Genomic DNA, 25,302 nt, shown 5'->3' with positions numbered 1-25,302 from the left:
GTCAGGATAGACCGATCGGTTCGATCAGGGGAGAGAGCAGAGCGACCAGCTGCTGGGGATAGACCGACTCGTCGGTCTGAGCGAGCTCGGTGAGAGACCACCAGCGGTAGCCGGACACCGATCGGCGTTCCAGGTCGGTCCAGCCGGTGGTCACCACGACGTCGGAGTCGACGAGCGCGAGGTAGAAGTCCTCGGTCTGGACGCAGTGCACGCCCTCGAAGTCGAACTCGGCGGTCCGGTGCAGCACCACCGGGCCGAGGTCGCCGGCCAGCGCGAACCCGGTCTCCTCGTACGCCTCCCGGCGGGCCGCCTCGGCGGTGGACTCACCGCTCTCGCAGCCGCCCCCGACGGTGAACCACCAGCTGCCGTCCTGCGGTCGGTGCGGATCGGAGCCGTGCAGCAGCAGCACGCGGCCGCGGTGCACCAGCAGCACCCGGCCGGCCCGGCGGTACTGGACGTCCGTGTTGTCGGTTGGCATCGGGCCATCCTGGCGTGCCGGGCGGCGCTCAGGCGACCGAGACCGTCACCGAGTGGTAGCCGGTGGAGCCGTCAGGGGCGGGCGGGGCCTCGGCGGAGACCTGCAGGTTGCCGTCGGTGTCGTACGCGCGGACCGTCAACCGGTGGTCACCGCTGGCGGCGGTCCACCGATAGCGCCACTGCCGCCAGGTGTCGGTGCTGGTGACCTCGGCCAGCTCGGCTTCGCGCCACTCGCCGTCCACGCTCACCTCGACCTTGCTGATCCCGGTGTGCTGGGCCCAGGCGACGCCGGCGACCATGACCTGGCCGGTCTCGACCTTGCGGCGCGGGACGTCGATCCGGGACGCGAGCTTGATCGGCCCCTTGGCCGACCAGCCGAGCGGGGTCCAGTAGCCCTGGTCGGCGGCGAAGGTGGTCACCTTGAGCTGGGTCACCCACTTGGTCGCGGACACGTAGCCGTACAGCCCAGGGACGACCATCCGGACCGGGAAGCCGTGCTCGAGCGGCAGCGGGTCGCCGTTCATGCCGATGGCCAGCAGCGCCTCGCGGTCCGGGTCGGTGAGGGCGGTCAGCGGCGTGCCGGCGGTGAAGCCGTCCTGGCTGGTCGACAGCACCATGTCGGCGCCCGCGGCCGGCTTGGCCTTGGCCAGCAGGTCGCGGATGGGGTAGCCGAGCCAGCGGGCGTTGCCGATCAGGTCCCCGCCCACCTCGTTGGACACGCACGTCAAGGTGGCGACGTGCTCGACCAGCGGCATCGCGGCCAGCTCGGCGTAGCTGATGGTGATCGGCGTCTCGACCATCCCGGTGATCGACAGGCTCCAGTCGTCGGGGTCGATGACGGGTACCTGGAGGGCGGTGTCGATCCGGTAGAAGGAGTCGTTGGGGGTCAGGTACGGGCTCAGGCCGGCGATGCCGAAGTCGGCTCCGGCCGGTACGGGGGCCGCGGCCCTCGCCGCCGCGGGCAGTCGTAGCGCCTCGCGGGCCGCGCTCACCCGGTTGGCCGCGCCGACCAGGACCTGCCCGGCCACCGCACCGACGGCGGCCAGGCCGCCGGCCACGACCGTCCAGCGCAGGAAGCTCCGTCGGGCGGCCGAGGTCACGGCCGGCCGGGCGACGCCGTTGGCGTCCGGCTTCGTCTGGTGCCAGGCGTGCAGCCGGTCGACCAGCGAGCGCAGCAGCAGATAGCCGAAGACCAGCCCGATCGCGGTCGGCAGCAAGGCGATCGGCTGGCCGTTCGCCCGGTCCCACACGGCGACCAGCCCGACCACGGCGACGAGGCCGAAGACCACCCCGCCGGCCCAGCTGCGGCGGTACTCCGCCTGACCCGCCAGGGCGCAGAGCACCAGCACGCCGACGGTGATGATGCCCACCAGGATGGGCTTGTCGGCCGTCCCCAGGGTGTCCTTGCCGAAGTTGATCAGGGGTGCGGGGAGCAGCGAGATGATCAGCTCACCGACCGCCGAGACGGGTGCGCCCGCCGGGCCGGTCAGCCAGGCGGCGAGATTGGCCAGCGCGAGCCCGGCGACCCCGCCGACGAGGCCCACCAACCAGCTCCAGGCGCGGACCGTCCGGAGGCCCGGCGTCGTGCCGGGGGCGCGTTGGTGCATGAGTCAATAGTGCGCCTCGCCGGGAAACGGGAGGCCGAACGGCGGTCCGGGCCGACCGCGGTCCAGCGGGATCGGCGCCCGGGATCAGCTCAGCTGCAGCTGGATCGAGCTGTTGACCTCCTCCTTGGACGTCAGCTCGAGCACCGCCGGGCCAGGTCGGGCCGCTGCCGGCAGCTCGACCTCGAGCTTGAGGGTCAGGTCGAGACGGGGACCGTCGGCCTGGGCGAGGGTCCAGCGGTGGCCGTCCTGGCGCAGGACCAGGTCGAGATTCGAGAGCGGCCGAACCGGGTCGAGCGGCGTCGGGGTGCCGGGGCCGCAGCCCGTCCGGGTCGTGGCGTCGGTGTCGTGGCACCCGTCGGCCAGGTTGCTCGCGAGGAACGTCACCGGCTCGTCGGAGGTGATCGCGTAGACCACGGTGTCTTCCTCGGTCTTTCGCGCTTCCAGCGCTGGAGTGCCCTTCTGTTGCACGCTGAGCTGCGGACCAGCGCAGCTGGCCTCCGCGGCGGGCACACCGACCGCTCCGAGACCGACGGCGGCGAGACCGAGGGTGAACGTCGCGACGAGGATCCGCCGTGGCTGCATGTCCTCAGCCTGCCCTGGCTGTCAACAGGTGAGATTCTTCGGCGTCGCCGTTAACATCGGGCCCCGTTTTCGGGCCTTCCCTCGGTATGAGAGCTAACCAGGACGACATCAACCAGATCGTGACCGCGGACGGCGTGATCGTGCGCCGGCGGCACCCGGAGCTGGCGGGGGCACTGGCGTGGGCGCGGCGCCAAGGCCAGCTTCGGTCGGTGCTGCCCGGCGTCTACGCCCCGCCCGAGAGCGCAGGTGACCTGCGGGTGCGTATCCAGGCGCTGATGCTGTCCGAGCCCGACGCGGTCCTGACCGGGGTCACCGCCGCCCAGGTGTCGTTCTGGCCCGACCTCGCCGGCGATGTCGTGGAGTGCGCCATCCGCCGGCACCTGCCTCACCCTGGGTTCGAGTTCCACCACAGGAAGGTCCCGCCCGAGCTGGTCGCCGAACGAGCGGGGCTGCGCTTCACGGTCCCGGCTCTGACCGCGCTGGACCTCGCGGACTCTGTCGGTGGTAACGGCATCGACCAGGCACTACGGACGCGCACCGCAACCCTGGACGGGCTCTGGGAGGCGCTGCGTCTGACGGCCCAGCGCAAGGGCAACACCAGCCGTCGCGAGCTGCTCATCGACTCCCGTGACGAGCCGTGGTCAGAAGCTGAGCGGCTGGCCCACCGGCTGCTGAGGGCGGCGCAGATCAAGGGTTGGAAGTCCAACCACCCGGTGGTCCTCGACGGTCTCCTCTACTACCTCGACGTCGCGTTCCCGGGCATCCGGCTCGTCCTGGAGATCGACGGCCGGCTGCACGAGGACGACCCGGACATCTTCGAGAACGACCGGCTGCGGCAGAACCACCTGGTGCTCGAGGGCTGGATAGTCCTGCGCTTCACCTGGCGGATGCTCGAGGAGGACCCCGACGGCTTTGTCGCGACCGTGCTGGCCGGGATCCTTCTGGCGACTACTCGGTGACTCCCCTCAAAAGTTGCTCCGACCTGGCTCGCCGGGCTGCTCGTCACGCCTCAAACCTCAATGCCGCCCTGCCGGTAGGAGCAAGTCTTGAGGGGACTGTTCGTCGCCCTCGTCGGTCGGAGCGGTGAACTGGGAGTTGTAGAGGTCGAAGTAGGCGCCACGGGCCTCGAGCAGGGCCGCGTGGTTGCCCTGCTCGACGATCTGGCCGTCCTGCATCACCAGGATCAGGTCGGCGTCGCGGATGGTGGAGAGCCGGTGGGCGATCACGAAGCTCGTCCGGTCGGTCCGTAGTGCGGCCATCGCCTGTTGCACGAGCACCTCGGTCCGGGTGTCGACCGAGCTGGTCGCCTCGTCCAGGATCAGCAGCGCCGGGTTGGCGAGGAAGGCGCGGGCGATGGTGATCAGCTGCTTCTCCCCGGCGCTGACGTTGCTGCCCTCCTCGTCGATGACGGTCTCGTAGCCCTCAGGCAGCGCGTGCACGAACCGGTCCACGTACGTCGCCTCGGCCGCGGCCAGGATCTCGGCCTCGGTCGCGTCCGGCCGGCCGTAGGCGATGTTGTCCCGGATCGTGCCGTGGAACAGCCAGGTGTCCTGCAGCACCATCCCGATCTTGGACCGCAGCTCCGCCCGCGGCAAGGTCGCGGTGTCCACGCCGTCGAGGGTGATCCGGCCGCCCTGCAGCTCGTAGAAGCGCATGATCAGGTTCACCAGCGTGGTCTTGCCCGCGCCGGTCGGGCCGACGATGGCCACCGTGCTGCCGGGTTCGGCGACCAGGGAAAGGTCAGTGATCAGGGGGCGTTGCGGCTGGTGCGGGGGTTCAAGGGGGTCGCACCCCTTGGAGGGGGGAGCCTCGTAGGAGAAGGCGATGTGCTCGAACTCCACCCGGCCGCGGGTTGGTCCGGCGCTGCCGACCGAGACGGCCGGCTCGGCCGACTGCTCCGTCGCGTCCAGCACCTCGAAGACCCGCTCGGCCGACGCGATCCCCGACTGCAGCAGGTTGGCCATCGAGGCGACCTGGGTCAGCGGCTGGGTGAACTGACGGCTGTACTGGATGAAGGCCTGGACGTCGCCGAGGTTCAGGGTGCCGCTGGCCACCCGTAGCCCACCGAGCACGGCGATCACCACGTAGTTCAGGTTTCCGACGAACATCATCGACGGCATGATCAGGCCCGAGACGAACTGGGCGCCGAAGCTGGCCCCGAACAGCCGCGAGTTGCGCTCGGCGAAGACCGCCGCCACCTCGTGCTGGCGGCCGAAGACCTTGACCAGCGCGTGCCCGGTGAAGGCCTCCTCGATGTCGGAGTTCAGCTCACCGGTCGACTTCCACTGCTCGGTGAACAGCTTCTGTGACCGCTTGCCGATCATCGACGTGATCAGCACCGACACCGGGATGGTGATCAACGCGACCAGGGCCAGCATCGGCGAGACGACGAACATCATCACCGCCACCCCGATCACGGTCAGCAGCGAGGTGAGCAGCTGGCTCAGCGTCTGCTGCAGCGACTGGGCGACGTTGTCGATGTCGTTGGTCACCCGGCTCAGCAGCTCACCGCGCGTCTGCCGGTCGAAGTAGCCGAGCGGCAGCCGGTTGATCTTGGTCTCCACCTCGTTGCGCAGGGTGTAGATCGACCGCTGGACGGCCCCGTTCAGCAGGTACCCCTGCAGCCACAGGAAGGCTGAGGACACCAGGTACAGCCCGAGGGCCAGCAGCAGCCAGCGGCCGAGGAGGGTGAAGTTGATGCCCTGGCCGGGGACGACGTCGAGCCGCTGCACCAGGTCGGCGTACGTGGAGCTGCCCTGGGCGCGCAGCGCCTCGACGGCCTGTTCCTTGGTCGCCCCGGGGGTGAGGTTCTTGCCGACCAGCCCGGTGAAGATCACGTCGGTGGCGAAGCCGAGGATGCGGGGCCCGTAGACGCTCATCACGATGCCCACCACGGCCAGGCCGATGACGACGAGCAGGATCGTCCGTTCGGGCGCCAGGTGGCCGAGCAGCCGGCGGAGCGAGGGCCAGAAGTTGGCTGACTTCTCCACCGGGGCCGGTCCGCCGAACGGACCGCCGCTACGCCGGGTCGGGGCGTACTTCGGGCGCTCGGGCGCCTTGGTGACGGTGTTGTCGCGGGTCACGGGAGTGGACGTGCTCATGCGGCGACCTCCGCTGCGCTCAGCTGGGAGTAGACGATCTCGGCGTAGGTGGGGCAGTCCACGAGCAGCTCCTCGTGGGTGCCCGTGCCCACGACCTCGCCGTGCTCGAGGACGATGATCTGGTCGGCGTCGGCGATCGTGGCGACCCGCTGGCCGACGATGATCACCGCCGCACCGACGGTCTCGCGTTTCAGCGCCGCCCGCAGCCGGGCGTCCGTCGTCACGTCGAGGGCCGAGAACGAGTCGTCGAAGACGTAGATCTCGGGGCGTTTCACCAGTGCCCGCGCGATCGAGAGCCGCTGCCGCTGGCCGCCGGAGACGTTCGTCCCGCCCTGGCTGATCTCGGCCCCGAGCTGGCCGGGCATCTCGCGGACGAAGTCCTCGGCCTGGGCCACCCGCAGCGCGTGCCAGAGCTCGTCGTCGGTCGCGTCCGGCTTGCCGTAGCGCAGGTTACTGGCGACGGTGCCCGAGAACAGGAACGGCTTCTGCGGCACCAGGCCGATCCGGCTCCACAGCAGGTCGGGGTCGAGCTCGCGTACCTCGGCCCCGTCCACCGCCACCGACCCGGCCGTCACGTCGATCAGCCGGGGGATCAGCGAGACCAGCGTCGACTTGCCGGCCCCGGTCGAGCCGATGATCGCGGTCGTCTCTCCCGGCCGGGCCACGAGGTTGATCCCGCGCAGCACCGGGGACTCGGCGCCGGGGTAGGTGAACTCCGCTCCGGTGAACTGCACGGTGGCACGGGTGCTCAGCGCGGTGATCGGGCGCTCGGGCAGCACGACGGAGGAGTCGGTGTCGAGAACCTCGCTGATCCGCTCGGCGCAGACCATGGCCCGCGGCGCGATCATCAGCAAGAAGGTGGCCATCATCACCGACATCAGGATCTGCACCAGGTAGGTGAGGAAGGCCGTCAGCGAGCCGATCTGCATCTCGCCCGACTCGATCCGCCGGGCCCCGAACCACAGCACGGCGACGCTCGAGACGTTCAGGATGAACATCACGATCGGAAAGATGGTGGCCTGCAGCCGGCCGACCGAGGTGGCGGTCTGGGTCAGGTCACGGTTGGCACCGGCAAACCGGGCCGTCTCGTACGGCTCGCGGACGAAGGCGCGCACCACCCGGATGCCGGTGATCTGCTCGCGCAGCACCCGGTTGAGGGTGTCGATCCGGGTCTGCATCACCCGGAACAGCGGCCCCATCTTCCGGATGACCGCATAGATCGAGCCGACCAGCAGCGGGACGGCCACCCCGACCAGCCAGGACAGCCCGACGTCCTGCCGCATCGCCATCACGATCCCGCCGATCATCGTGATCGGGGCGGCCACGAACATCGTGGCCGACAGCAGCACGAGCATCTGCACCTGCTGCACGTCGTTGGTGTTGCGGGTGATCAGCGAGGGCGCCCCGAAGGCGTTGAGCTCGCGTGAGGAGAAGGCCAGTACCCGGTCGAAGATCGCTCCGCGGACGTCCCGGCCAAAGCTCATCGCCGTCCGCGCGCCCAGGTAGGTCGCGGCGATCGCGCAGACGATCTGGACTCCGCTGACCGCGAGCATCACCCCGCCGGTCCGCCAGATGAAGCCGGTGTCCCCGGTGGCGACGCCGCGGTCGATGATCGAGGCGTTCAGGCTGGGCAGGTAGAGCGCAGCCATCGTGCCGACCAGCTGCAGCGCGAACACCGCGACCAGCAGCCGACGGTAGGGCGCCAGAAACCGGCGCAGCAGGGAGATCAGCACAGCAGCTCCGGAGGTGTGGTGGGGACGCGGCGGTGGACGCCGTGCAGGACGAGGTCGGCGATCTGCTCGGGGGTGCTGATGTCGCCCTCGCTCAGCATCGGATGGCTGAGGGCGAAGGTGATGGTCCGCAGGGCCGCCGCCGCCTCGGCGGGGGACTGGCGCAGCTGGTCGCGGTACGGCGTCAGGACCGCGACCAGGGCGAGGGTCAGGTGTTGGGTCTGCTCGGACTGGCGCGCCCGGAAGTCGTCGATCTGCTCCGCCGAGGGCGGGGTGAGCCGGCGCGCGTGGAAGAGGGCGATGACCCGGCGCATCCGTCGCTGCAGGACGGTGACCGCGGCGAGCACGGTCGAGCTCACGTCGCGCCAGGGCTCGATCGCCGCCAGCTGGTCGCAGGTGTCGCGGACGTCGAAGGACTCCTCCAGGCAGGCGTCGATCAGCGCGTCCTTGCTGGCGAAGACCCGGAAGATCGTTCCCTCGGCCACGCCGGCGGCCTCGGCGATCTGTCGGGTGGAGACGTCGCGGCCGTGCCGCTCGAGCAGCGGCTCGGTGGCCGCCAGCAGGGCAGCGCGGCGCTCGTCGGCGGGGAGTGGAGTAGCGCGGGGCACGTACGGCAGCATAGTGAGTGAGTACTCACTCAACAAGGGATCTGGCGCCTGGATTGGGTCACGGCCGGTGACTCGGTGAGAATGACGCCGCACGTACGACGACGGGAGCACTGTGGTGGGGTTGGGTCGGCTGACCGACGAGGTCTTCGAGGCTGTCCTCTTCGACATGGACGGGACGCTGATCGACTCGACGCCAGCGGTCCTCCGCGCGTGGACGACGTGGATGGAGGAGTTCGGGCTGAGCCGCGACCAGCTGGGCCGCCACCACGGGAGGCCGTCGGCGGAGGTGGTGCGGGCGTTGCTTCCCCCGGACCAGCACGTCACGGCGACCGCCCGGATCAACTCACTCGAGCTCGACGACGTGCACGACATCGTGGTGCTGCCGGGCGCGGTCGACGCGCTGGCCGACCTGCGGGACGCCCGGAGCGCCATCGCCACCTCGTGCAACGGACCGCTGGCTCAGGCCCGGATCGCGGCCGCCGGGCTGGTGCCGCCGTCGGTGCTGATCACGGTGGACGACGTGGCCCGCGGCAAGCCGGCGCCCGACCCGTTCCTCGAGGCCGCCCGTCGCCTCGGCGTCGACCCGCAGCGCTGTCTCGTCGTCGAGGACGCTCCGAAGGGGCTCGAGGCCGCGCACGCGGCCGGCTGCTTCACCCTCGCCGTCGTCACCACGACCGCGCGTACGGACCTGGACGCCGACGCGGTGGTCGGTGACCTCTCCGAGGTCGCCTTCGTGCCCGTCGAGGACGGGATCCGGGTCCGGCTGCGCGCCTGACCTGACGAGCGGGGCGCAGAGCGGGTGAGCGCGTTGGACAGGCTCAGCGAACGGGCCGGCGGCCCCGAGCGGGTCGTCCCACCGAGATCTGCTGCGGATGCGGGACCTCGGCCGGCGGGCAGCCGCAGGACTCGCGGATCCGGAACACCGGGGGCAGCCGCTCGGTGAGGTAGGGCCGTTCGGGGTGCTTCAGGCGGTCCACCAGCATCGTGACCGCGCGCCGGCCCATGGCGTCGATCTGCTGGCGCATCGCGGTCGGTCCCGGCGTGACCAGGTCGGCCCAGTCGAAGTCGTCGTAGCAGACCAGGGCGACGTCGTGCGGTGCGGAGAGGCCGAGCTCCCGCAGCGCGCGCAGCACACCGAAGGTCATCGCGTTGTTCGCACTGACCAGTGCGGTCGGCGGGTTGTCGAGGGCGAACAGGGCGTGCACGGCCTGGCGCGCGGGCTCGGCCTGGGAGTCGCCGTGCACGATCAGGGCCGGATCGGGGTCGAGGTCGTGCTCGGCCACCGTCCGCCGGAACCCGGCGATCCGCTCCGCGGTCGTGTTCCAGCCCGCCATGCCGGCCACCAGGGCCACTCGCCGGTGGCCGTGACCGGCGAGGTGGGCGGTCAGGGTGGCCGTGGCCTCGACGTTCTCCGGCCCGACCTGGTCGTGCGGCTCGTCGCGCAACCGGTCGACCAGCACCGTGGTCACCGCAGGACCGACCGCGGCCGCGGGTGACCCGCTCGAGGCCCAGATCATGCCGTCGATCCGCTGGGACAGGAACTGGGTCAGCACGAGCTTCTCGGTGTCGGCCTCGTCGTGGGTGTCGGCGTAGGTCAGGGTGTAGCCCGCCCGCCGGGCGCTGGTCTCGACCGCGTGCGCGAACTCGGCGAAGTAGCTGTCGCGGCCCAGCATCGACATGGCCAGCCCGATGGTGCGGCTGCTCGAGGTGGCGAGCGACCGAGCCACGTGGTTGGGCTGGTAACCCGTCAGCCGGACGGCGTCCTCGACCCGGGCCCGCGTCCGCGGGTCCACCGCCCGGGTGCGGTTGAGCACGTGGGAGACGGTCGACGTGGACACCCCGGCCAGAGCGGCGACGTCGGCCATCGTCGCCATGGTTGTCACCTCTTCGCTTCGGCGCAAACGCTTGCGGAGAGTGTAACGGCCTGTTACGTTCACGAGAAAGCGGTTGCGCAAGCGGTTGCGTCTTCCGAGGGGAGCGAGTAAGGGCGACGAGGCCCTGACCTCGCCTGTCCCGTCCGGCAGCTTCGGCTCACCGGAAGTCCCCTCCCGTCGTCACCTCCTGCCGGCCCTGTACCGGGTCCTCGGCGTCACGTCCTCGGCCGTCATCATTCAAGGGAGAATCATGCGTAGAAGAGAGTTCCTGCTGGCCACCGCCGGGCTCGGCGCCACGGCCGGCCTGGCTGCGTGCGGCAAGGGCGGCAGCGGCGCGACGCCGAGCAGCCCCGCCAGCGGTTCGGCGGCCGCGATCACCGGTGAGGTCAAGGTGACCTACCAGCAGTTCGGCAACTCCAAGATCCAGGCCAACTTCCTCGGCGACATCGCCAAGCAGTTCAGTGCGGCCAACCCTGGAGCCACCGTCAAGCTGCAGCCGATCACCGCCTCGGAGAACGACTACTACACCAAGCTCCAGCTCGCCATGCGCTCCCCGCGCACCGCGCCGGACCTGGCGTACGAGGACACGTTCCTGATCAACTCCGACATCGCGGCCGGCTACCTCAGCCCGCTGGACGACCACATCAGCAGCTGGGCGGACTGGAGCCAGTTCAAGGACACGGCCAAGACCGCCGCCCAGGGCCTGGACGGCAAGACCTACGGCATCCCCGACGGCACCGACGTCCGCGCGATCTGGTTCAACAAGACCATCCTGACCAAGGCGGGCCTGTCCGAGGACTGGGCTCCCAAGACGTGGCAGGACATCCTCGACGCCGCGCAGGCGGTCAAGGACAAGGTGCCCGGCGTCATCCCGCTGAACGTCTACGCGGGCACGGGCACCGGTGAGGGCGCCACGATGCAGGGCTTCGAGATGCTGCTCTACGGCACCGACGGCGGCACGCTCTTCGACAAGGCCAGCCAGAAGTGGGTGGTGGGGTCGCAGAACTTCGTCGACTCACTGACCTTCCTGCAGAAGATCTACTCCTCCGGCCTCGCGCCCACCCCGCAGCAGGCGCTCAACCCCACCTGGGCCAACACCGTCGGCCAGGACCTGCTGCCCAAGGGCGGACTGGCGATCGCGGTCGACGGCAGCTGGCTGTCGGGCAACTGGGCCTCCACCGGGGCGGCCCCCTGGCCCGAGTGGAACACCGTGATGGGCAATGTCGCGATGCCGACCCAGAACGGTCAGGGCAGCGGCAAGGTGACGCTGTCCGGCGGCTGGACCTGGGCCATCCCCAAGAACGCCCAGAACCCGGCCACCGCCTGGGAGCTGATCAAGCTGCTCACCGCCAAGCAGGGTGAGCTGGACTGGGCGATCAAGAACGTCCAGATCCCGGTCCGCACCGATGTGGCCAAGGACCCGACCTACACCAAGGCCAACCCGACCAACGCCTTCTTCTCCGAGCTGGTGGAGAGCACGATCTACCGCCCGGCCTACGCCGAGTACGCCAAGATCAGCCTGCTGATCCAGCAGGCCGGGGAAAAGGTGATCACCGGCAGCGCCGATCCCGCCGCCGCAGCGCAGTTCTACACCGACGGGGTCACCAAGATCGTCGGTGCGGACAAGGTCCTGACGAAGTGAGTGTGTCGGCGGCTGCGCGGCTGCCGACTGCACCGCCCCCAAGCCGGCACCCGGGCCGCACCCTCGTACGGGGGGTGCCGCTGGGGCCCGCTGTCCTGCTGCTGGTGGTCTTCCTGGCCGGCCCGATCGCCTACTGCGTCTACGCGTCCTTCACCAACATGGCCCTGACCGGTCAGGTGGGGACGCAGTTCGTCGGCGTCGCCAACTTCACCCGAGCCCTCAGCGATCCGGCGTTCCGGTCCTCGCTGGGCCTGACGTTGGTCTTCACGTTCCTCTCCGCGATCGTCGGTCAGAACATCCTCGGGATGATCTTGGCCCTGCTCAACCGCTCCAGCTTTCTGGTGGTCCGCGCCTTCTGCTCGGCGGTGGTGATCGGGGCCTGGGTGCTGCCCGAGGTGGTGGTGGCGTACCTGTGGCAGGCCGTGCTCGGCGACGGCGGCTCGTGGAACTCCATCGTGGGCTTCCTGCACCTGCCCACCCAGGAGTGGCTCTACGACAACCCGATCCTCGCGGTCTCGATCGCGAACATCTGGCGCGGGACGGCGTTCTCGATGCTGGTCTACTCCGCCGCCCTGTCGGAGGTGCCGCGCGACATCGAGGAGTCCGCGTTGGTCGACGGCGCCGGCCCGTTCCGGATGCTGACCGCGATCACCATCCCGATGGTGCGCCGCAGCATCGGCACCAACCTGATGTTGATCACGCTGCAGACGCTGTCGGTGTTCGGGCTGATCTACACCATGACCAAGGGCGGCCCGAGCGACAAGAGCATGACGCTGCCTCTGTTCGCCTACAACCAGGCGTTCATCGCTTCCGACCTCGGCTACGGCACGGCGATCGCCCTGCTGCTGCTGGTGATCGGCGCCATCTTCTCCCTGATCTACCTACGCACCCTCAACCGGTCGGAGACGCTGTGACCGCCGCCCTCGCCGAACAGGCCACCTCAGCTGTGGTGGCCACGCCGCCCGCGCACCGCCGACGGCGGCTCTCGGGCCGGATGATCGGCAGCCTCGGCTTGTTGATCATCGCCGCGGCGTTCATCGTGCCCTTGCTGTGGGTGCTCTTCGCCGCCTTCAACGGCAATCCCTCCCAAGGCGTCAGCATCACCTGGCCGAAGCCGTTCACCCTGGACAACTTCCGCGCGGTGATGAACGAGGAGACCACCTACCGACCGCTGCTCAACGGGGCGATCTCTGCATGGGCGGCACCGTGATCACGATGGTCTGCGCCACCTTGGCGGCGTACCCGCTGTCGCGCTACCGATCCCGGTTGAAGCGGCCGTTCCTGCTGACGATCCTCTTCGCCACCGGCCTGCCGATCACCGCGATCATGGTCCCGGTCTACGGGCTCTTCGTGCAGCTGGCGTTGGACGACTCGATGGTCGCGACCATGGTCTTCATGGCCACGACGGCGCTGCCGATCTCGATCTGGCTGACCAAGAACTTCATGGACGGGGTGCCGATCGAGCTGGAGGAGGCGGCCTGGACCGACGGGGCCACCCCGCTGCAGGGGCTGCGCCGGATCATCATGCCGCTGATGGCGCCCGGGCTCTCGGTGGTGGCGATCTACACCTTCATCGGCCTGTGGGGCAACTTCTTCGTCCCCTTCATCCTGCTGCTCAGCCCCGAGAAGCAGCCGATGTCGGTCACCATCTACACCTTCTTCGGCCAGTACGGGCAGATCGTCTACGGTCAGCTGGCCGCGTACGCCCTGCTCTACTCCCTACCCTCGGTCCTGCTCTACCTGGTGCTCAGCCGGCGCCTCGGCGGGGCCTTCGCCTTCGGTGGCGGCGTCAAGGGCTGATCCACCCTCTCTCCCTTCCCCGAACCACCCCGTTCCCGTTGCCTGAGCCTGTCGAAGGCCCTTCGACAGGCTCAGGGAACAAGTCCCCATCCTCAGGAGCTCCGCCATGCACGACCAGAAGACCCTGCTCGAGAACCGGCTGACCCGGTTCGTCGCCGAGTACCTCGAGCCGGCGCTGTACCGGGCCACCGCGCCGCTGGACCTGAGCTGGTGGCAGGCCCCGGGCGAACCGGTGCCCGCGGCGGAAGCGTTCGGCCAGGACTACGTGCCCGTCCAGGAAGGGATGGCCTGGGGCCGGCCGTGGAGCACGACCTGGATCCACGTCACCGGCTCGGTGCCGCCGGAGTGGGGAGACGTGGCCGGGACCAGCGTCGAGCTGGTCGTCGACCTCGGCTTCGAGGGCCACCAGGCCGGCTTCCAGGCCGAGGGCCTGGCCTGGACCCCTCAGGGCACCACGATCAAGGCGATCTCGCCGCTCAACCACTTCGTGCCGCTGGACGCGAGCACGCCGGTCGACCTCTACCTCGAGGCGGCGGCGAACCCGAACGTCGCCCACACCCGGCACCTCGACGGCCTCGACCTGCAGCAACCGACTCCCTACGGCGACCCGGCCACGGCCGGGGAGGAGGAGCTGTACGAGCTGCGGCAGTGTCGGCTCGGGCTGCTCGACCGCGAGGTCTGGGAGCTGCTGGGTGAGGTGTGGAGCCTCAACGGGCTGATGCGTGAGCTGCCGGAGACGCTGCCCAGGCGGGCGGAGATCCTGCAGGCGCTGCAGCGGATGCTCGACACCTTGGACCCCGACGACATCGCCGGGACCGCGGCCGCCGCCCGCGCCGAGCTGGGCGAGGTGCTGAGCCGACCGGCGTACGCCAGCGCCCACCGGCTGACCGCCGTCGGCCACGCGCACATCGACTCGGCCTGGCTGTGGCCGGTGCGCGAGACGATCCGGAAGTGCGCGCGGACGTTCTCGAACGTGGTCGCGCTTGCCGACGCCGACCCGGACTTCGTCTTCGCCTGCTCCTCAGCCCAGCAGTACGCCTGGATGAAGGAGTTCTACCCGGAGCTGTTCGAGCGGATCCGTGACTGCGTCCAGCGCGGCCAGTTCGTCCCGGTGGGCGGGATGTGGGTGGAGGCGGACACCAACATGCCGGGCGGTGAGGCGATGGCCCGGCAGTTCGTCGCTGGCAAGCGCTTCTTCCTGGAGAACTTCGGCGTCGAGACCGAGGAGGCGTGGCTGCCGGACTCCTTCGGCTACTCCGCCGCCATGCCGGGCATCGTCCGGGCGTCCGGGTCGAAGTACTTCCTGACCCAGAAGATGTCGTGGAACCAGACCAACAAGATGCCGCACCACACCTTCTGGTGGGAGGGCATCGACGGCTCCCGGGTGCTGACCCACTTCCCCCCGGTGGACACCTACAACTCCGACCTCTCCGCCAGCGACCTCGCCCGAGCCGAGCGGCAGTACCGCGAGAAGGGCGTGGCCACGATGTCGCTGGTGCCGTACGGGTACGGCGACGGCGGCGGCGGACCGACCCGCGAGATGGTCGCCACGGCCCACCGGCTGGCCTCGCTCGAGGGGTCGCCGACGGTGACCATGGGCAGCCCGCGCGCCTTCTTCGACGCGGCCGCGGCCGAGTACGAGCACCCGCCGGTGTGGACCGGGGAGATGTACCTCGAGCTGCACAGCGGCACTTACACCACCCAGGCGCGGACCAAGCGCGGCAACCGGCGCAGCGAGCACCTGCTGCGCGAGGCCGAGCTGTGGGCGACCACTGCCGCTGTCCGGCTGGGGGCGGAGTACCCGTACGCCGAGCTGGAGGAGCTGTGGCACCTGGTGCTGCTGCAGCAGTTCCACGACATCCTGCCCGGCAGCGGCATCGCCTGGGTGGCCCACGACGCTGAGCGCAACTACGCGGCGATCGAGCGCCGGGCCGAGGCCGTGATCGCGACCGCGACCGGCGCGCTGGCCGGGGTCGGCGAGCGTCCGCTGGTCTTCAACGCGGCGCCGCACGGCCGGCGGGGGGTACCGGCCCTGGGGGCGGGTCAGACCGTGGCGGCGCCGCCGGTGACCCTGACCCAGGACGGCGGCCGCGTCGTGCTCGACAACGGGATCGTCCGGGTGGTGGTCGACGAGCGTGGCCAGATCAGCTCCCTGGTGGACGCGGCCAGTGGTCGGGAGGCGATCGCCCCGGACGAGAGCGCGCTACGGCTGCAGCTGCACCGCGACCTGCCGAACAACTGGGACGCCTGGGACGTCGACGTCCACTACCGGCGCAGCCTGACCGAGATCGACGGGGTGGACGCGATCGAGACCGAGGAGACGCCGGAGGCGGTCGCCGTGGTGGTCCGGCGCAGCTTCGGCTCCTCGACGGTGTCGCAGCGGATCGTGCTCGCCGCCGGTGCGCCGTCGGTCGAGGTGGTCACCGAGCTCGACTGGCACGAGAAGCACAAGCTGCTCAAGCTCGGCTTCCCGCTCGACGTGCACGCCGCCGCGGCGAGCGCGGAGACTCAGTTTGGGCACGTGCAGCGGCCGACGCACGCCAACACCTCGTGGGAGTACGCGCGGTACGAGACCTGCGCGCAGCGCTGGCTGCACGTCGAAGAGCCGGGCTACGGGGTCGTGGTCAGCAACGACTGCGTGTACGGCCACGACGTGAACCGGACCGCCCGGCCGGACGGCGGCAGCACCACGACCGTGCGGCTGTCGCTGGTCCGCGGGCCGGAGTTCCCCGACCCGGAAGCCGACCAAGGCCGCCACCTCAGCCGGATCACCATCCGGCCCGCCGCCGCCATCGCCGACGCGGTGGAGGAGGGCTACCGGACGAACCTGCCCGAACGGGTGGTCAACGGCGCCGCCGACGTGGCCCCGCTGCTCACGGTCTCCCACCCGGCCATCGTGGTCGAGGCGGTGAAGCTGGCCGAGGACGCCAGCGGGGACGTGGTCGTCCGGCTGTACGAGTCCCGCGGCGGCCGGGCGGCGGGTGAGCTGGTGGCGGGCTTCGACGTCAGCTCGGTGGAGTTCACCGACCTGCTCGAACGCCCGATCGGCCACCCCCGCTGCCGGGCCACCGACACCGGCGCCAGCCTGGCGCTGCGCCCGTTCGAGATCCTGACGGTCCGGATCGCCCGGGGGTAGCCAAGGGCAGGAGGCGCAACCTCTTCGAGGGGCCAGGAGGCGCAACCTCTTCGAGGCCTTCGACAAGCTCAGGGCGCGTACTGGGTTGCGCTGAGCCTGGCTCAGGGCAGCGCGTCCCGAGCTTGTCGAGGGCCCCGAAGGGGTGGCGCTGAGCCAGCCCGCTCAGCCCGTCTTGCGACGGAAGGTGCGCTTGGTCTCGATCCGACCGTGGGCGTGGCCCTGGGACTGGCCGCCGTCGACGTGGTCCTCGCCCTGACGGCCCTTCTTGGCGGCGAGGGCCTCGCGGAACTTGCGCTTGGTCTCCTCCGCCGAGCTCTGGGGCTGGGGCTCGGGGGTCGTCTCCGGCTGGTCGGCGCTCATGAGGGCCATTGTGTCCCCCCGGACCGCCCGGGCCAAGCGGGTATCAGGCCGACGGGTTCGAGGGCTCGCCGGCGCCGGCCAGCTTGACCGCGGTGCCGTACGCGGCGACCTCGCTGAGCGACTGGGTGATCTCGCTGCAGTCGTAGCGCAGGCCGACCACCGCGTGCGCGCCGGCGGCGACGGCCATCTCGACCAGCCGGGTCACCGCGTCCTGCCGGGACTCGGTCAGCATCGTGACGTAGCCGTCCATCGGGTTGCCCTGGCGCAGGTCCGGCCGCAGCTCGCGGGTGCGGACGACCACGCCGACCACGTCGCCGAGCACCTCGGTGATCTCGTGGCCGACCAGCTGGTCCAGGGTGACCACCGGCAGCGCGTGCTGCACCAGCGCGGGCTTGCGCGCCAGCGGCGGCTGCGGGGTCCACTGGCCCTGCTGCCCGTACGGCTGGCCGGGTGCGGTCTGGCCGTAGCCCTGTGGAGGCTGGCGGTAGGGCTGCTGGCCCTGGTAGGGCTGCTGACCCGGTCGCCCGCCCTGCGGCGCGTACGGCTGCTGGTAAGGGTTCGGCGGCCCGTAGTTGCTCATGGGGCACACGATAATCCCGACGCCGCGGGAGCGCGGGGGATCAGCCCAGCTCGGTCAGCGCCACCGTGACGAACATCGAGGACGAGCCGCCGGAGTAGGTACCGCGCAACGGCGCGACGTCGCCGTAGTCGCGACCGTGCCCGACCCGGACGTAGGAGTCGGTGAGCCGTGCGCCGAGGGTGGGGTCGTAGGCGACCCAAGTGCCGCACCACCACTCAATCCAGGAGTGGCTCTCACCGTTCACCGCCGTGTTGGGTTCGCGGGGGCCGGGGTGCAGGTAACCGGACACGTACCGCGCCGGCAGGCCGATCGAACGCAGCGCACCCAGAGCGACGTGGCTGAAGTCCTGGCAGACGCCCTGCCCGAGCCGCCAGACGTCCTCGGCGGCGCTGGTCACCTCGGTTGAACCGCGCTGGTAGTCCAGCTGACGGCCGACGATCGCGCACACGTCGAGCCCGGCCAGCCGCGGCGGCTGGGACGCGACGTCGGCGGCCAGTGCGGCCAGCTCGGGTGGCGGTGCCGTCCGCCGGTTGACGGTCAGGAACTCCGCCATCTTGTCGATCACGCCCCGGTCGTGCAGCGCGGGCCAGCCCAGGTCGCTGGGCGCGACCCGGCGGTCGGTGTCCCAGGAGAGCTCGTCGCCGCGCGTGTCGACCACGGCCTGGGCGTGCACGGTCAGCCGTTCGTGCGGCTCGTGCAGCTCGAAGGTCGTGACCCGGGTGCCCCAGTAGTCGGTGTAGCTGAAGCTCCAGGCGGCGGGCTCGATGCTCACCCGGCTGCTCCAGATGGTCTGGTGCTCGGTCGCCGCCGGCGTCATCCGGGCCTCGTTGTAGGAGGACTTGACCGGGGAGTTGTACCGGAAGCCGGTCTGGTGGTCGATGCTCAGGCGCACGTCAGCGGGTCCCCTCGGTGATCCAGGCGGTCGGGTCCTCGGCGGCGAAGTAGTTGTTCGCCACCGCCGCCGTCACCTGCGCGGCGACGTCCTGCACCCAGGTCATCTCCGAGTCCAGGTCCTCCAGCAGCTCACCGATGTCGGCGTACTCGAGCCGGGCCCGCAGCTGACCGAGCGCACGGGCGGGGAACTCCGACTGCAGCGCCGTCTGGCCGCTGGTCGTGGTCAGCCGGCGCAGGCAGTCCGACGCGGCGGCGAGCCCGTGCATCACCGAGCGCGGGAAGCGGGAGTCCAGGATCAGGAACTGCGCGGCCTCGCGGTCGGTGTGCAGGCCCCGGTACGTCCGCAGGAAGGCGTCGTGGCCGCCGCAGCCGCGCAGCACCGACGGCCAGTTCGTGCTGCCGGTCCGCAGCGAGGCCGAAGCGACGAGGCGCGAGGTCATGTCGACCTGCTCGAGCGAGCGGCCGAGCATCATGAACTCCCAGCCGTCGTCGCGGACCATCGTGCCGCGGGCGATGCCGTTGAACAGGGCGCTGCGCTCCCGCGCCCAGTCGAGGAAGGTGTGCGCGCGCGCCGTCCGGAACCGCCCGGACGGCAGCTGGTGCCAGGTGGTGTTGATGCACTCCCACAGGTCGAGCGGGATCACCTCACGGGCGCGGCGAGCGTTGTCCCGCGCGGCCGCCCAGCAGGCGAAGATCGAGGTCGACTCCTTGGCGTCGTAGCCGAGGACGCGTAGCAGGTCCTCGTGGCCGGGGTGCTCGACGTGGCTGACACTCATCAGGGCCAGCAGGTTGCGGCAGGACTCGGTCTCGGACGAGGTGTCCTCGACCAGCAGCCGCAGGTGGGTCTGCAGCAGCCGGGAGGTGTCCTCGGCCCGTTCGACGTAGCGGCCGATCCAGAACATCGACTCTGCGATCCGGCTCAGCACGACTCCCCGCTCCCCGAGCTCAGCCGGTCGGGAGCCTGTCGAATCATCGGCGGACCTCCCGACTGCTGTTGCTGCTCTTCTTGGTGCTGCACCTGCGCCTGCTTGGGCGCGCCCTGCTTCATCTGCTTGGGGCCCATCAGCGCCGTCGGCATCCGGCCGTTCCGGTGCGGCGTCGGCGGCCGCACGCGTTCCTCCTCGACCGGCTTCCCGTCCAGTCCCACCCGGTCAGACTCCAGGTCGTCGATGTCTTGGCCGTCGTCGTCGGGGGGCGGCCGGTGGGTCGGTGCGCTCAGCACCCAGGTGTCCTTGCTGCCGCCACCTTGGCTGGAGTTGACCACCAGCTCGCCCTCGGGCAGCGCGACCCGGGTCAGACCGCCAGGCAGCACCCAGACCTCGTCGCCGCTGTTGACGGCGAACGGCCGCAGGTCCACGTGCCGGGGCTTCAGCTGGTCGTCGATCAGGGTCGGCACGGTCGACAGCTGGACGACGGGCTGGGCGATCCAGCCGCGCGGGTCGGCGATCACCCGGGCCCGGAGCGCGTCCAGCTCGGCCTTGGTCGCGCGTGGACCGATCACGATCCCCTTGCCGCCGGAGCCGTCGACCGGCTTGACCACGAGCTCGTCCAGCCGGTCCAGCACCTCCTCGCGGGCCTCGTCCTCCTCGAGCCGCCAGGTGTCGACGTTGGCGATGACCGGCGCCTCGGCGAGGTAGTAGCGGATCAGGTCGGGCACGTAGGTGTAGATCAGCTTGTCGTCGGCCACCCCGTTGCCGATCGCGTTGGCCAGCACCACCCCGCCGGTGCGGACCGCGTTCACCAGGCCGGGGACGCCGAGCATCGAGTCGCTGCGGAAGTGGACCGGGTCGATGAAGTCGTCGTCGATCCGGCGGTAGATCACGTCCACCCGCTGCAGCCCGGCGGTGGTGCGCATGAACACCTTGCCGCGTCGGCACTCCAGGTCGCGGCCCTCGACCAGCTCGACGCCCATCGTCCGGGCCAACAGGGTGTGCTCGAAGTAGGCGGAGTTGTAGACGCCGGGGGTGAGGACGACGACGTTGGGGTTGTCGGTGGTGGCGGACGCGGCCTTGCGCAGCGCCTGCAGCAGCCGCTGGGGATAGCCGGCGACCGAACGGATCCGCTGGTTGGAGAAGGCGTCGGGCAGCGCGGTGATCATGGCGCTGCGGTTGGTCATCACGTACGAGACCCCGCTGGGCACCCGGACGTTGTCCTCCAGCACCCGGACGTCACCGGCCGGCGTCCGGATCAGGTCGACGCCGGACACGTGGATGCGTACCCCGTTGCCGGGCTGCACCCCCCAGACCGCGCGGTGGTACTGGTTGGAGGAGGTGACCAGCTGGCTCGGGATCACCCCGTCCGCGATCACCCGCGCGTCGGAGTAGACGTCGGCGAGGAAAGCCTCCAGCGCGCGGACCCGCTGCGCGACGCCGGCCTCGATCGTCTCCCACTCGGGCGAGGCGATCACCCGGGGCACGAGGTCGAGGGGGAACGGCCGCTCGACGCCCCCGATGTCGAAGGTGACGCCGGCCTGGACGTAGTTGCTGGCCAGGGACTCCGCGATCTGCTTCAGCTCGGCCGGGCTGGAGCGGTCGAGGGTGGCGTGGATGGCCTTGTACGAGGGCCGGACGTTGCCCTCGTTGTCCATCATCTCGTCGAACGCCGCACCAGCCCGGTAGTTGGAGAGCACGTCCGCCATGTCCGGAACCCTACTCAAGTCCGTGTTACGCGCTCGCGATGGCTGCCCGGGCTGGACGTCAGCGGTCGAGGACGGCGCCGACGACCGCCAGCACCACGAGCAGCAGGACCAGGCCCATGATGGCCCAGAACGCCGCCATCCCGGCCCGCGGCTGCACCTGGGGCCCGATCCGGCCCCCGATGAAGGTGATCAACGGGCCGCTGTAGTGGACGACGCTGGACTGACCGGGAAAGACGTCCACGTCGGTCTCGGCACCGCCGAACCGCCACAGGTAGTTGGTCGCCACCTGGACGTGCCGCCGGCCGGCCGGGGCGGGGTAGGCGTTGCGGCCCCAGACCGCCGGCGCCGGGTAGCCGTCGATGGTGATCTGCGGGCTCATCATCAGCCCGCCGCCGCCGAAGGGCCGACGAGCCTCGATGACGAGTTCCCCTCCGGAGATCGACGGGTAGGCGGGCGGCTGCTGGGGGAAGGCGGTCACGCCACGCATCCTCCCAGGTGGGGGCGCCTCTCGCGGCCGTTCGGCCCGGCGATCGTGGATAGGCTGACGCGGTGCCTGACCAGACCGCTGGGTCCGACCCAGCCCGTGAGCCCGACGAGCCCGAGCAGATCCGCGTCCGCAAGGACAAGCGGGAGCGGCTGCTGGCCGAGGGCCGCGAGGCGTACCCGGTGTCGGTGCCACGGACGCACGCGCTGCGCGAGGTCCGCGCCGGCTGGGCGCACCTGGAGACCGGCGAGGAGACCGACGACGTGGTCGCCGTCGCCGGCCGGGTGGTCTTCGTCCGCAACACCGGCAAGCTCTGCTTCGCCACCCTGCAGGAGGGGCTGTCCCCAGCCGACTCGGGCGTCCGGCTGCAGGTGATGCTGTCGCTGGCCGAGGTGGGCGCCGAGGCGCTGGGCGGCTGGAAGGCCGACGTCGACCTGGGCGACTTCGTCTGGGTCCGGGGCCGGGTCATCTCCTCCCGCCGGGGCGAGCTCTCCGTCCTCGCGACCGAGTGGGGGATGGCGGCGAAGGCGCTGCGGCCGATGCCGAGCGGTCTGCACGATCGGAACAAGGAGCTCTCCGACGAGACCCGGGTGCGGCAGCGCTACGCCGACCTGACCGTCCGCGAAGCCGCCCGGGACATGGTCCGGACGCGCGCGGCGGTCACCCGCAGCATCCGCGAGACGCTGCACCGCGAGGGCTACCTCGAGATCGAGACCCCGGTGCTGCAGCTGGTGCACGGCGGCGCCAACGCCCGCCCGTTCGGCACCCACCTGAACGCCTTCGACACCGATATGACGCTGCGGATCGCGCTGGAGCTGTTCCTCAAGCGGGCGGTCGTGGGCGGCGTCGACCGGGTGTACGAGATGGGCCGGATCTTCCGCAACGAGGGCATCGACTCGACCCACTCGGCGGAGTTCACGATGCTGGAGTTCTACGAGGCCTGGGGCGACCAGCAGACGGTCGCGGCGCTGCTGCAGCGGATCATCCTCGACGCCGCCGACCTGCTCGGCTCGCGGCAGATCTCGACGCCCGCCGGCGTGATCGACCTGGACGGGGAGTGGCCGTGGCTCGGGGTCTATCCGGGGCTGTCGGCGGTGCTCGGCGTCGAGGTGACGCCGGCGACCGGCGCGGACGAGCTCAGGGCCTTCGCGACCCAGCGCAGCGTGGAGGTCGAGCCGGGCTGGGACGCGGAGAAGCTGGTGATCGAGCTGTTCGGCGAGCTGGTGGAGCCGACCTTGCAGCGGCCGACCTTTGTCTGCGACTACCCGCCGAGCGCCCAGCCGCTCGCCCGTCCGCACCGCAGCGACCCGCACCTGATCGAGGCCTGGGACCTGGTCATCGGCGGGGTGGAACGCGGCACTGGCTTTTCCGAGCTGGTCGACCCGGTGATCCAGCGGGAGCGGCTGACCGCCCAGTCGCTGGCCGCCGCCGACGGCGACGCCGAGGCGATGCAGCTGGACGAGGACTTCCTCGCCGCCCTCGAGTTCGGCGCCCCGCCGATGGGCGGCGTAGGCCTGGGCATCGACCGGCTCGTGATGCTCTTCACCGGCGCCGGGATCCGGGAGACCATCCTGTTCCCGCTGCTCAAGCCCGGCCCGACCGACGCCGGTTGAAGATCGCGTAGAGAACGGCCGCATAGTCGCGGTCGTTGTCTACTCGATCATCTAACCGAGGAGCTCGAGCGGCACCGAGAGGCAGTTTGGGCACCGGTGCGGCAGGCCACCCCAACCCCGGCGGACCAGTACTTCGCCCAGCTGGAAGGCGATCGGACACGGTTCGCCGTACACGTCGACCGACCCGTAGCGGAGCGGGACCTCCCCACTCAGTGCGGCCATGTTGTCCCGGCGCATGTCCCGGAAGCGGCCCATGCCCTCGTGCCCGAGGCGGCCGTCCAGCTCCACCACGGTCGCGTAAGCGTCGTAGTAGACGTCGCGAATGTCGGGGGAGCGGCGCGAGACCGCCTGACGGTTGGCGCGCGGAAGCCCGTGTGCCCGCTCGACGTCGCGGAGGAAGGCCACCTCGATGGGCGTCTCTGCACCCTGGGCGACGTCTACCAGGAGCTCGGTCAGCAGCTGCCGATGCCCCAGCCTGTTCCGCCGTCGCAGCGCCAGCCGAAGCCGGGGAACGGTGGTGCGGCGGCTCTGAACCGCCATGGTCACCCAGCCGATCGCCTCCCGAGCTCCTCCTTCCTCGGTGAGGTCGAGCACGGTGTCCTCGACGGTCGTGCTGGGCGGCGAGCCGGGGGAGCGCGCTTCGCGGACGCCCGGACGCTCGCGCCGGAAGTCCCACGGGGGCCGCTTGCTGGCCGGAGCCGCGTCGGGCACCAGGACCGGGATGGGCCAGGGCTCGTCCTCGCTGAGGCCGTGCACTCGCGCCGCGGCCAGGCTGGCCAACCGCGCGTCCGACCCGCCCAGGAGCACCCCCGCCCAGGCCCAGCCGAGCCAGGCCGGTTCTCCGGGTCCGGTGAAGTAGATCGAGCGGGTCATCCGGTCCCAGCGCCCGGAGCTGGCGAGCCGGGCGATCGAGTGCCGGCCCACCCCGAGCTGCTCGGCTTGCTCGCGGCTGAGCACGCCCGCCTGAGCGACGGCAAGGTCGAGCAGCCGCTTGTCGGGGTCCTGACGGGGATACATTCCACCAACTCTGGGGCAAGTCCGGCCCCCCGAGCCGCGTCGAACCTGATCTGTGGATAACGCCCAGGATCGAGTAGAGATCGGCCGCGTAGTCGCGGCCGTTGTCTACTCGATCAGGTCGGGAGGGCCAGGTCGACGACCGTGAGGCCGGCCGTGGCCCCCGAGGGGCTGTCCATCGCGGCCAGAGCGGCGGGGACCTCGTCCAGCGCGATCACCCGGCCGACCAGGCGGTCGAGCCGGATCGAGCCGGACGCCACCAGGGCCAGCATCGCGGGGTAGTCGGCCGCCGCCAGCCCGTGGGACCCGTACAGCTCGAGCTCGCGGCCGATCACCACGTCCATCGGCATCGCGGTGCCGGCCGGGTCGAGCAGCAGCCCGACCTGGACGTGCCGGCCGCGGCGGCGCAGGCTACGGACCGAGGCGGCGGCGGTGGCCGGAGACCCGTACGCGTCCAGCGAGGCGTGCGCTCCGCCGCCGGTGATCCTCCCGACCTCCTCGACCGGGTCGGCCGACCGTACCGTGGCCTCCGCACCCAGCTCGTGGGCCACGTCGAGCGCGGCGGCCGACAGGTCCACGGCGACCACCCGGGCACCGAGGGCTACCCCGAGCGCTACCGCGGACAGGCCGACGCCGCCGCAGCCGTGGACAGCCACCCACTGGCCGGGCTGCAGCCGCGCGTGCACGGTCAGGGCCCGGTACGCGGTGGCGAAGCGACAGCCGAGGGCGGCGGCCTCGACGAAGCCGACCTCGGCGGGCAACCGGACCAGGTTGAGGTCAGCGGCGTGCAGGGCGACCAGGTCGGCGAACGAGCCCGGCCCGGTGAAGCCGGGCTGGGTCTGGTCCGGGCAGATCTGCGGGTCACCCGCGGCGCAGACCGCGCAGCGGCCGCAGCCGTTCACGAACGGGGTGGTCACCCGGTCGCCGACCGCAAAACGGGCCACCTCCGGACCGACGGCGGCCACCGTGCCCGCGAGCTCGTGCCCGCCGACGTGCGGCAGTGAGACCGCGTCGTGGCCCCGCCAGGCGTGCCAGTCGGAACGGCAGACTCCCGTCGCCGCGACCGCGACCAGGACGCCGTCGGCCGGGCAGAGGGGGGCGGGCACGTCCTGCAGCCGCGGCGGGGCGCCGACGGCGTCGTAGACCAGTGCGCGCATCGCCG

Annotated in this window: 22 protein-coding genes and 1 pseudogene; 8 read left to right on the top strand and 15 right to left on the bottom strand. The window is 70.9% G+C overall.

Annotation, left to right across the window (positions count from 1 at the left end; translation table 11 throughout):
* Position 1: 1 nt before the first annotated feature.
* The 3 genes from ACFE76_RS02325 to ACFE76_RS02315 form a co-directional block, all read right to left on the bottom strand.
* Entirely contained in the window at positions 2-478 is a 477-nt protein-coding gene (locus ACFE76_RS02325) for an NUDIX hydrolase (protein ID WP_375430114.1), read from the bottom strand.
* Between the two features lie 28 nt (positions 479-506).
* On the bottom strand, positions 507-2,084 hold the full coding sequence (locus ACFE76_RS02320) for a molybdopterin-dependent oxidoreductase (protein ID WP_375430113.1): 1,578 nt from the start codon (positions 2,082-2,084) through the stop codon (positions 507-509).
* An 84-nt stretch (positions 2,085-2,168) separates the two neighbouring features.
* A complete protein-coding gene (locus tag ACFE76_RS02315) occupies positions 2,169-2,666 on the bottom strand; it encodes a hypothetical protein (protein WP_375430112.1) in 498 nt (165 codons plus the stop codon).
* Positions 2,667-2,752: 86 nt separating this feature from the next.
* Between ACFE76_RS02315 and ACFE76_RS02310 the strand changes: the two genes are divergently transcribed.
* Entirely contained in the window at positions 2,753-3,625 is an 873-nt protein-coding gene (locus tag ACFE76_RS02310; RefSeq protein ID WP_375430111.1) for a DUF559 domain-containing protein, read from the top strand.
* A 57-nt stretch (positions 3,626-3,682) separates the two neighbouring features.
* Here the strand turns inward: ACFE76_RS02310 and ACFE76_RS02305 are convergent, their stop codons facing one another.
* The 3 genes from ACFE76_RS02305 to ACFE76_RS02295 are packed head-to-tail and all read right to left on the bottom strand — an operon-like array spanning position 3,683 to position 8,105.
* Positions 3,683-5,767 carry an ABC transporter ATP-binding protein gene (locus tag ACFE76_RS02305; protein ID WP_375430110.1) on the bottom strand — a complete coding sequence of 695 codons (2,085 nt, stop codon included), beginning with the start codon at positions 5,765-5,767 and terminating at the stop codon, positions 3,683-3,685.
* Positions 5,764-7,500, bottom strand: coding sequence for an ABC transporter ATP-binding protein (locus tag ACFE76_RS02300; protein WP_375430109.1), 1,737 nt, complete (start codon positions 7,498-7,500; stop codon positions 5,764-5,766). The genes ACFE76_RS02305 and ACFE76_RS02300 overlap by 4 nt, the downstream gene beginning before the upstream one ends.
* Complete coding sequence (locus tag ACFE76_RS02295) at positions 7,494-8,105, bottom strand: TetR/AcrR family transcriptional regulator (RefSeq protein ID WP_375430108.1); 612 nt, start codon at positions 8,103-8,105, stop codon at positions 7,494-7,496. Before ACFE76_RS02295 ends, ACFE76_RS02300 begins: the two co-directional genes overlap by 7 nt.
* A 112-nt stretch (positions 8,106-8,217) precedes the next feature.
* On the opposite strand from ACFE76_RS02295, the gene ACFE76_RS02290 reads away from it, so the two are divergent.
* Positions 8,218-8,880 carry an HAD family hydrolase gene (locus ACFE76_RS02290; RefSeq protein WP_375430107.1) on the top strand — a complete coding sequence of 221 codons (663 nt, stop codon included), beginning with the start codon at positions 8,218-8,220 and terminating at the stop codon, positions 8,878-8,880.
* A gap of 43 nt (positions 8,881-8,923) precedes the next feature.
* Here the strand turns inward: ACFE76_RS02290 and ACFE76_RS02285 are convergent, their stop codons facing one another.
* On the bottom strand, positions 8,924-9,979 hold the full coding sequence (locus ACFE76_RS02285; protein ID WP_375430106.1) for a LacI family DNA-binding transcriptional regulator: 1,056 nt from the start codon (positions 9,977-9,979) through the stop codon (positions 8,924-8,926).
* 250 nt (positions 9,980-10,229) lie between these two features.
* Between ACFE76_RS02285 and ACFE76_RS02280 the strand changes: the two genes are divergently transcribed.
* The 5 genes from ACFE76_RS02280 to ACFE76_RS02260 all read left to right on the top strand — a co-directional run bounded on the left by ACFE76_RS02280 (position 10,230) and on the right by ACFE76_RS02260 (position 16,557).
* The gene (locus ACFE76_RS02280) at positions 10,230-11,621 is read left to right on the top strand and encodes an extracellular solute-binding protein (protein WP_375430105.1); all 1,392 of its coding nucleotides are present in this window, start codon (positions 10,230-10,232) and stop codon (positions 11,619-11,621) included.
* 74 nt (positions 11,622-11,695) lie between these two features.
* A complete protein-coding gene (locus ACFE76_RS02275) occupies positions 11,696-12,535 on the top strand; it encodes a carbohydrate ABC transporter permease (RefSeq protein WP_375430104.1) in 840 nt (279 codons plus the stop codon).
* Positions 12,532-12,831 (top strand): hypothetical protein, encoded by a 300-nt coding sequence (locus ACFE76_RS02270; RefSeq protein WP_375430103.1) that lies wholly within the window; start codon positions 12,532-12,534, stop codon positions 12,829-12,831. The genes ACFE76_RS02275 and ACFE76_RS02270 overlap by 4 nt, the downstream gene beginning before the upstream one ends.
* Positions 12,816-13,421, top strand: coding sequence for a carbohydrate ABC transporter permease (locus ACFE76_RS02265; RefSeq protein ID WP_375430102.1), 606 nt, complete (start codon positions 12,816-12,818; stop codon positions 13,419-13,421). The genes ACFE76_RS02270 and ACFE76_RS02265 overlap by 16 nt, the downstream gene beginning before the upstream one ends.
* A gap of 106 nt (positions 13,422-13,527) precedes the next feature.
* Positions 13,528-16,557: an alpha-mannosidase gene (locus tag ACFE76_RS02260; protein WP_375430101.1), complete on the top strand. Its 3,030-nt coding sequence runs from the start codon at positions 13,528-13,530 to the stop codon at positions 16,555-16,557.
* A 162-nt stretch (positions 16,558-16,719) separates the two neighbouring features.
* Here the strand turns inward: ACFE76_RS02260 and ACFE76_RS02255 are convergent, their stop codons facing one another.
* The 6 genes and pseudogenes from ACFE76_RS02255 to ACFE76_RS02230 all read right to left on the bottom strand — a co-directional run bounded on the left by ACFE76_RS02255 (position 16,720) and on the right by ACFE76_RS02230 (position 21,507).
* The gene (locus ACFE76_RS02255) at positions 16,720-16,917 is read right to left on the bottom strand and encodes a DUF5302 domain-containing protein (RefSeq protein WP_375430100.1); all 198 of its coding nucleotides are present in this window, start codon (positions 16,915-16,917) and stop codon (positions 16,720-16,722) included.
* A 43-nt stretch (positions 16,918-16,960) separates the two neighbouring features.
* Positions 16,961-17,497: a heavy metal-binding domain-containing protein gene (locus ACFE76_RS02250; RefSeq protein ID WP_375430099.1), complete on the bottom strand. Its 537-nt coding sequence runs from the start codon at positions 17,495-17,497 to the stop codon at positions 16,961-16,963.
* Between the two features lie 40 nt (positions 17,498-17,537).
* Positions 17,538-18,389, bottom strand: a complete 852-nt coding sequence (locus ACFE76_RS02245) for a transglutaminase N-terminal domain-containing protein (RefSeq protein WP_375430098.1) — start codon at positions 18,387-18,389, stop codon at positions 17,538-17,540.
* A gap of 1 nt (position 18,390) precedes the next feature.
* Positions 18,391-19,317, bottom strand: a complete 927-nt coding sequence (locus ACFE76_RS02240) for an alpha-E domain-containing protein (protein WP_375430097.1) — start codon at positions 19,315-19,317, stop codon at positions 18,391-18,393.
* 290 nt (positions 19,318-19,607) lie between these two features.
* Positions 19,608-21,029: pseudogene (locus tag ACFE76_RS02235) on the bottom strand (circularly permuted type 2 ATP-grasp protein); the annotation flags it as partial.
* 58 nt (positions 21,030-21,087) lie between these two features.
* Entirely contained in the window at positions 21,088-21,507 is a 420-nt protein-coding gene (locus tag ACFE76_RS02230; RefSeq protein ID WP_375430096.1) for a hypothetical protein, read from the bottom strand.
* A 128-nt stretch (positions 21,508-21,635) separates the two neighbouring features.
* Between ACFE76_RS02230 and ACFE76_RS02225 the strand changes: the two genes are divergently transcribed.
* Positions 21,636-23,126, top strand: coding sequence for a lysine--tRNA ligase (locus ACFE76_RS02225; protein ID WP_375430142.1), 1,491 nt, complete (start codon positions 21,636-21,638; stop codon positions 23,124-23,126).
* Between the two features lie 51 nt (positions 23,127-23,177).
* Here the strand turns inward: ACFE76_RS02225 and ACFE76_RS02220 are convergent, their stop codons facing one another.
* Positions 23,178-24,143 carry a type IV toxin-antitoxin system AbiEi family antitoxin domain-containing protein gene (locus ACFE76_RS02220; RefSeq protein WP_375430095.1) on the bottom strand — a complete coding sequence of 322 codons (966 nt, stop codon included), beginning with the start codon at positions 24,141-24,143 and terminating at the stop codon, positions 23,178-23,180.
* A 113-nt stretch (positions 24,144-24,256) separates the two neighbouring features.
* Positions 24,257-25,297, bottom strand: a complete 1,041-nt coding sequence (locus ACFE76_RS02215) for a zinc-dependent alcohol dehydrogenase family protein (protein WP_375430094.1) — start codon at positions 25,295-25,297, stop codon at positions 24,257-24,259.
* Positions 25,298-25,302: the final 5 nt, after the last annotated feature.

The organism is uncultured Friedmanniella sp. (assembly GCF_964244005.1).
In the GTDB taxonomy this organism is placed as follows: domain Bacteria; phylum Actinomycetota; class Actinomycetes; order Propionibacteriales; family Propionibacteriaceae; genus Microlunatus.
Note: the sequence above shows the minus strand (reverse complement) of the source record. Positions and strands in the feature narration are given on the sequence as shown.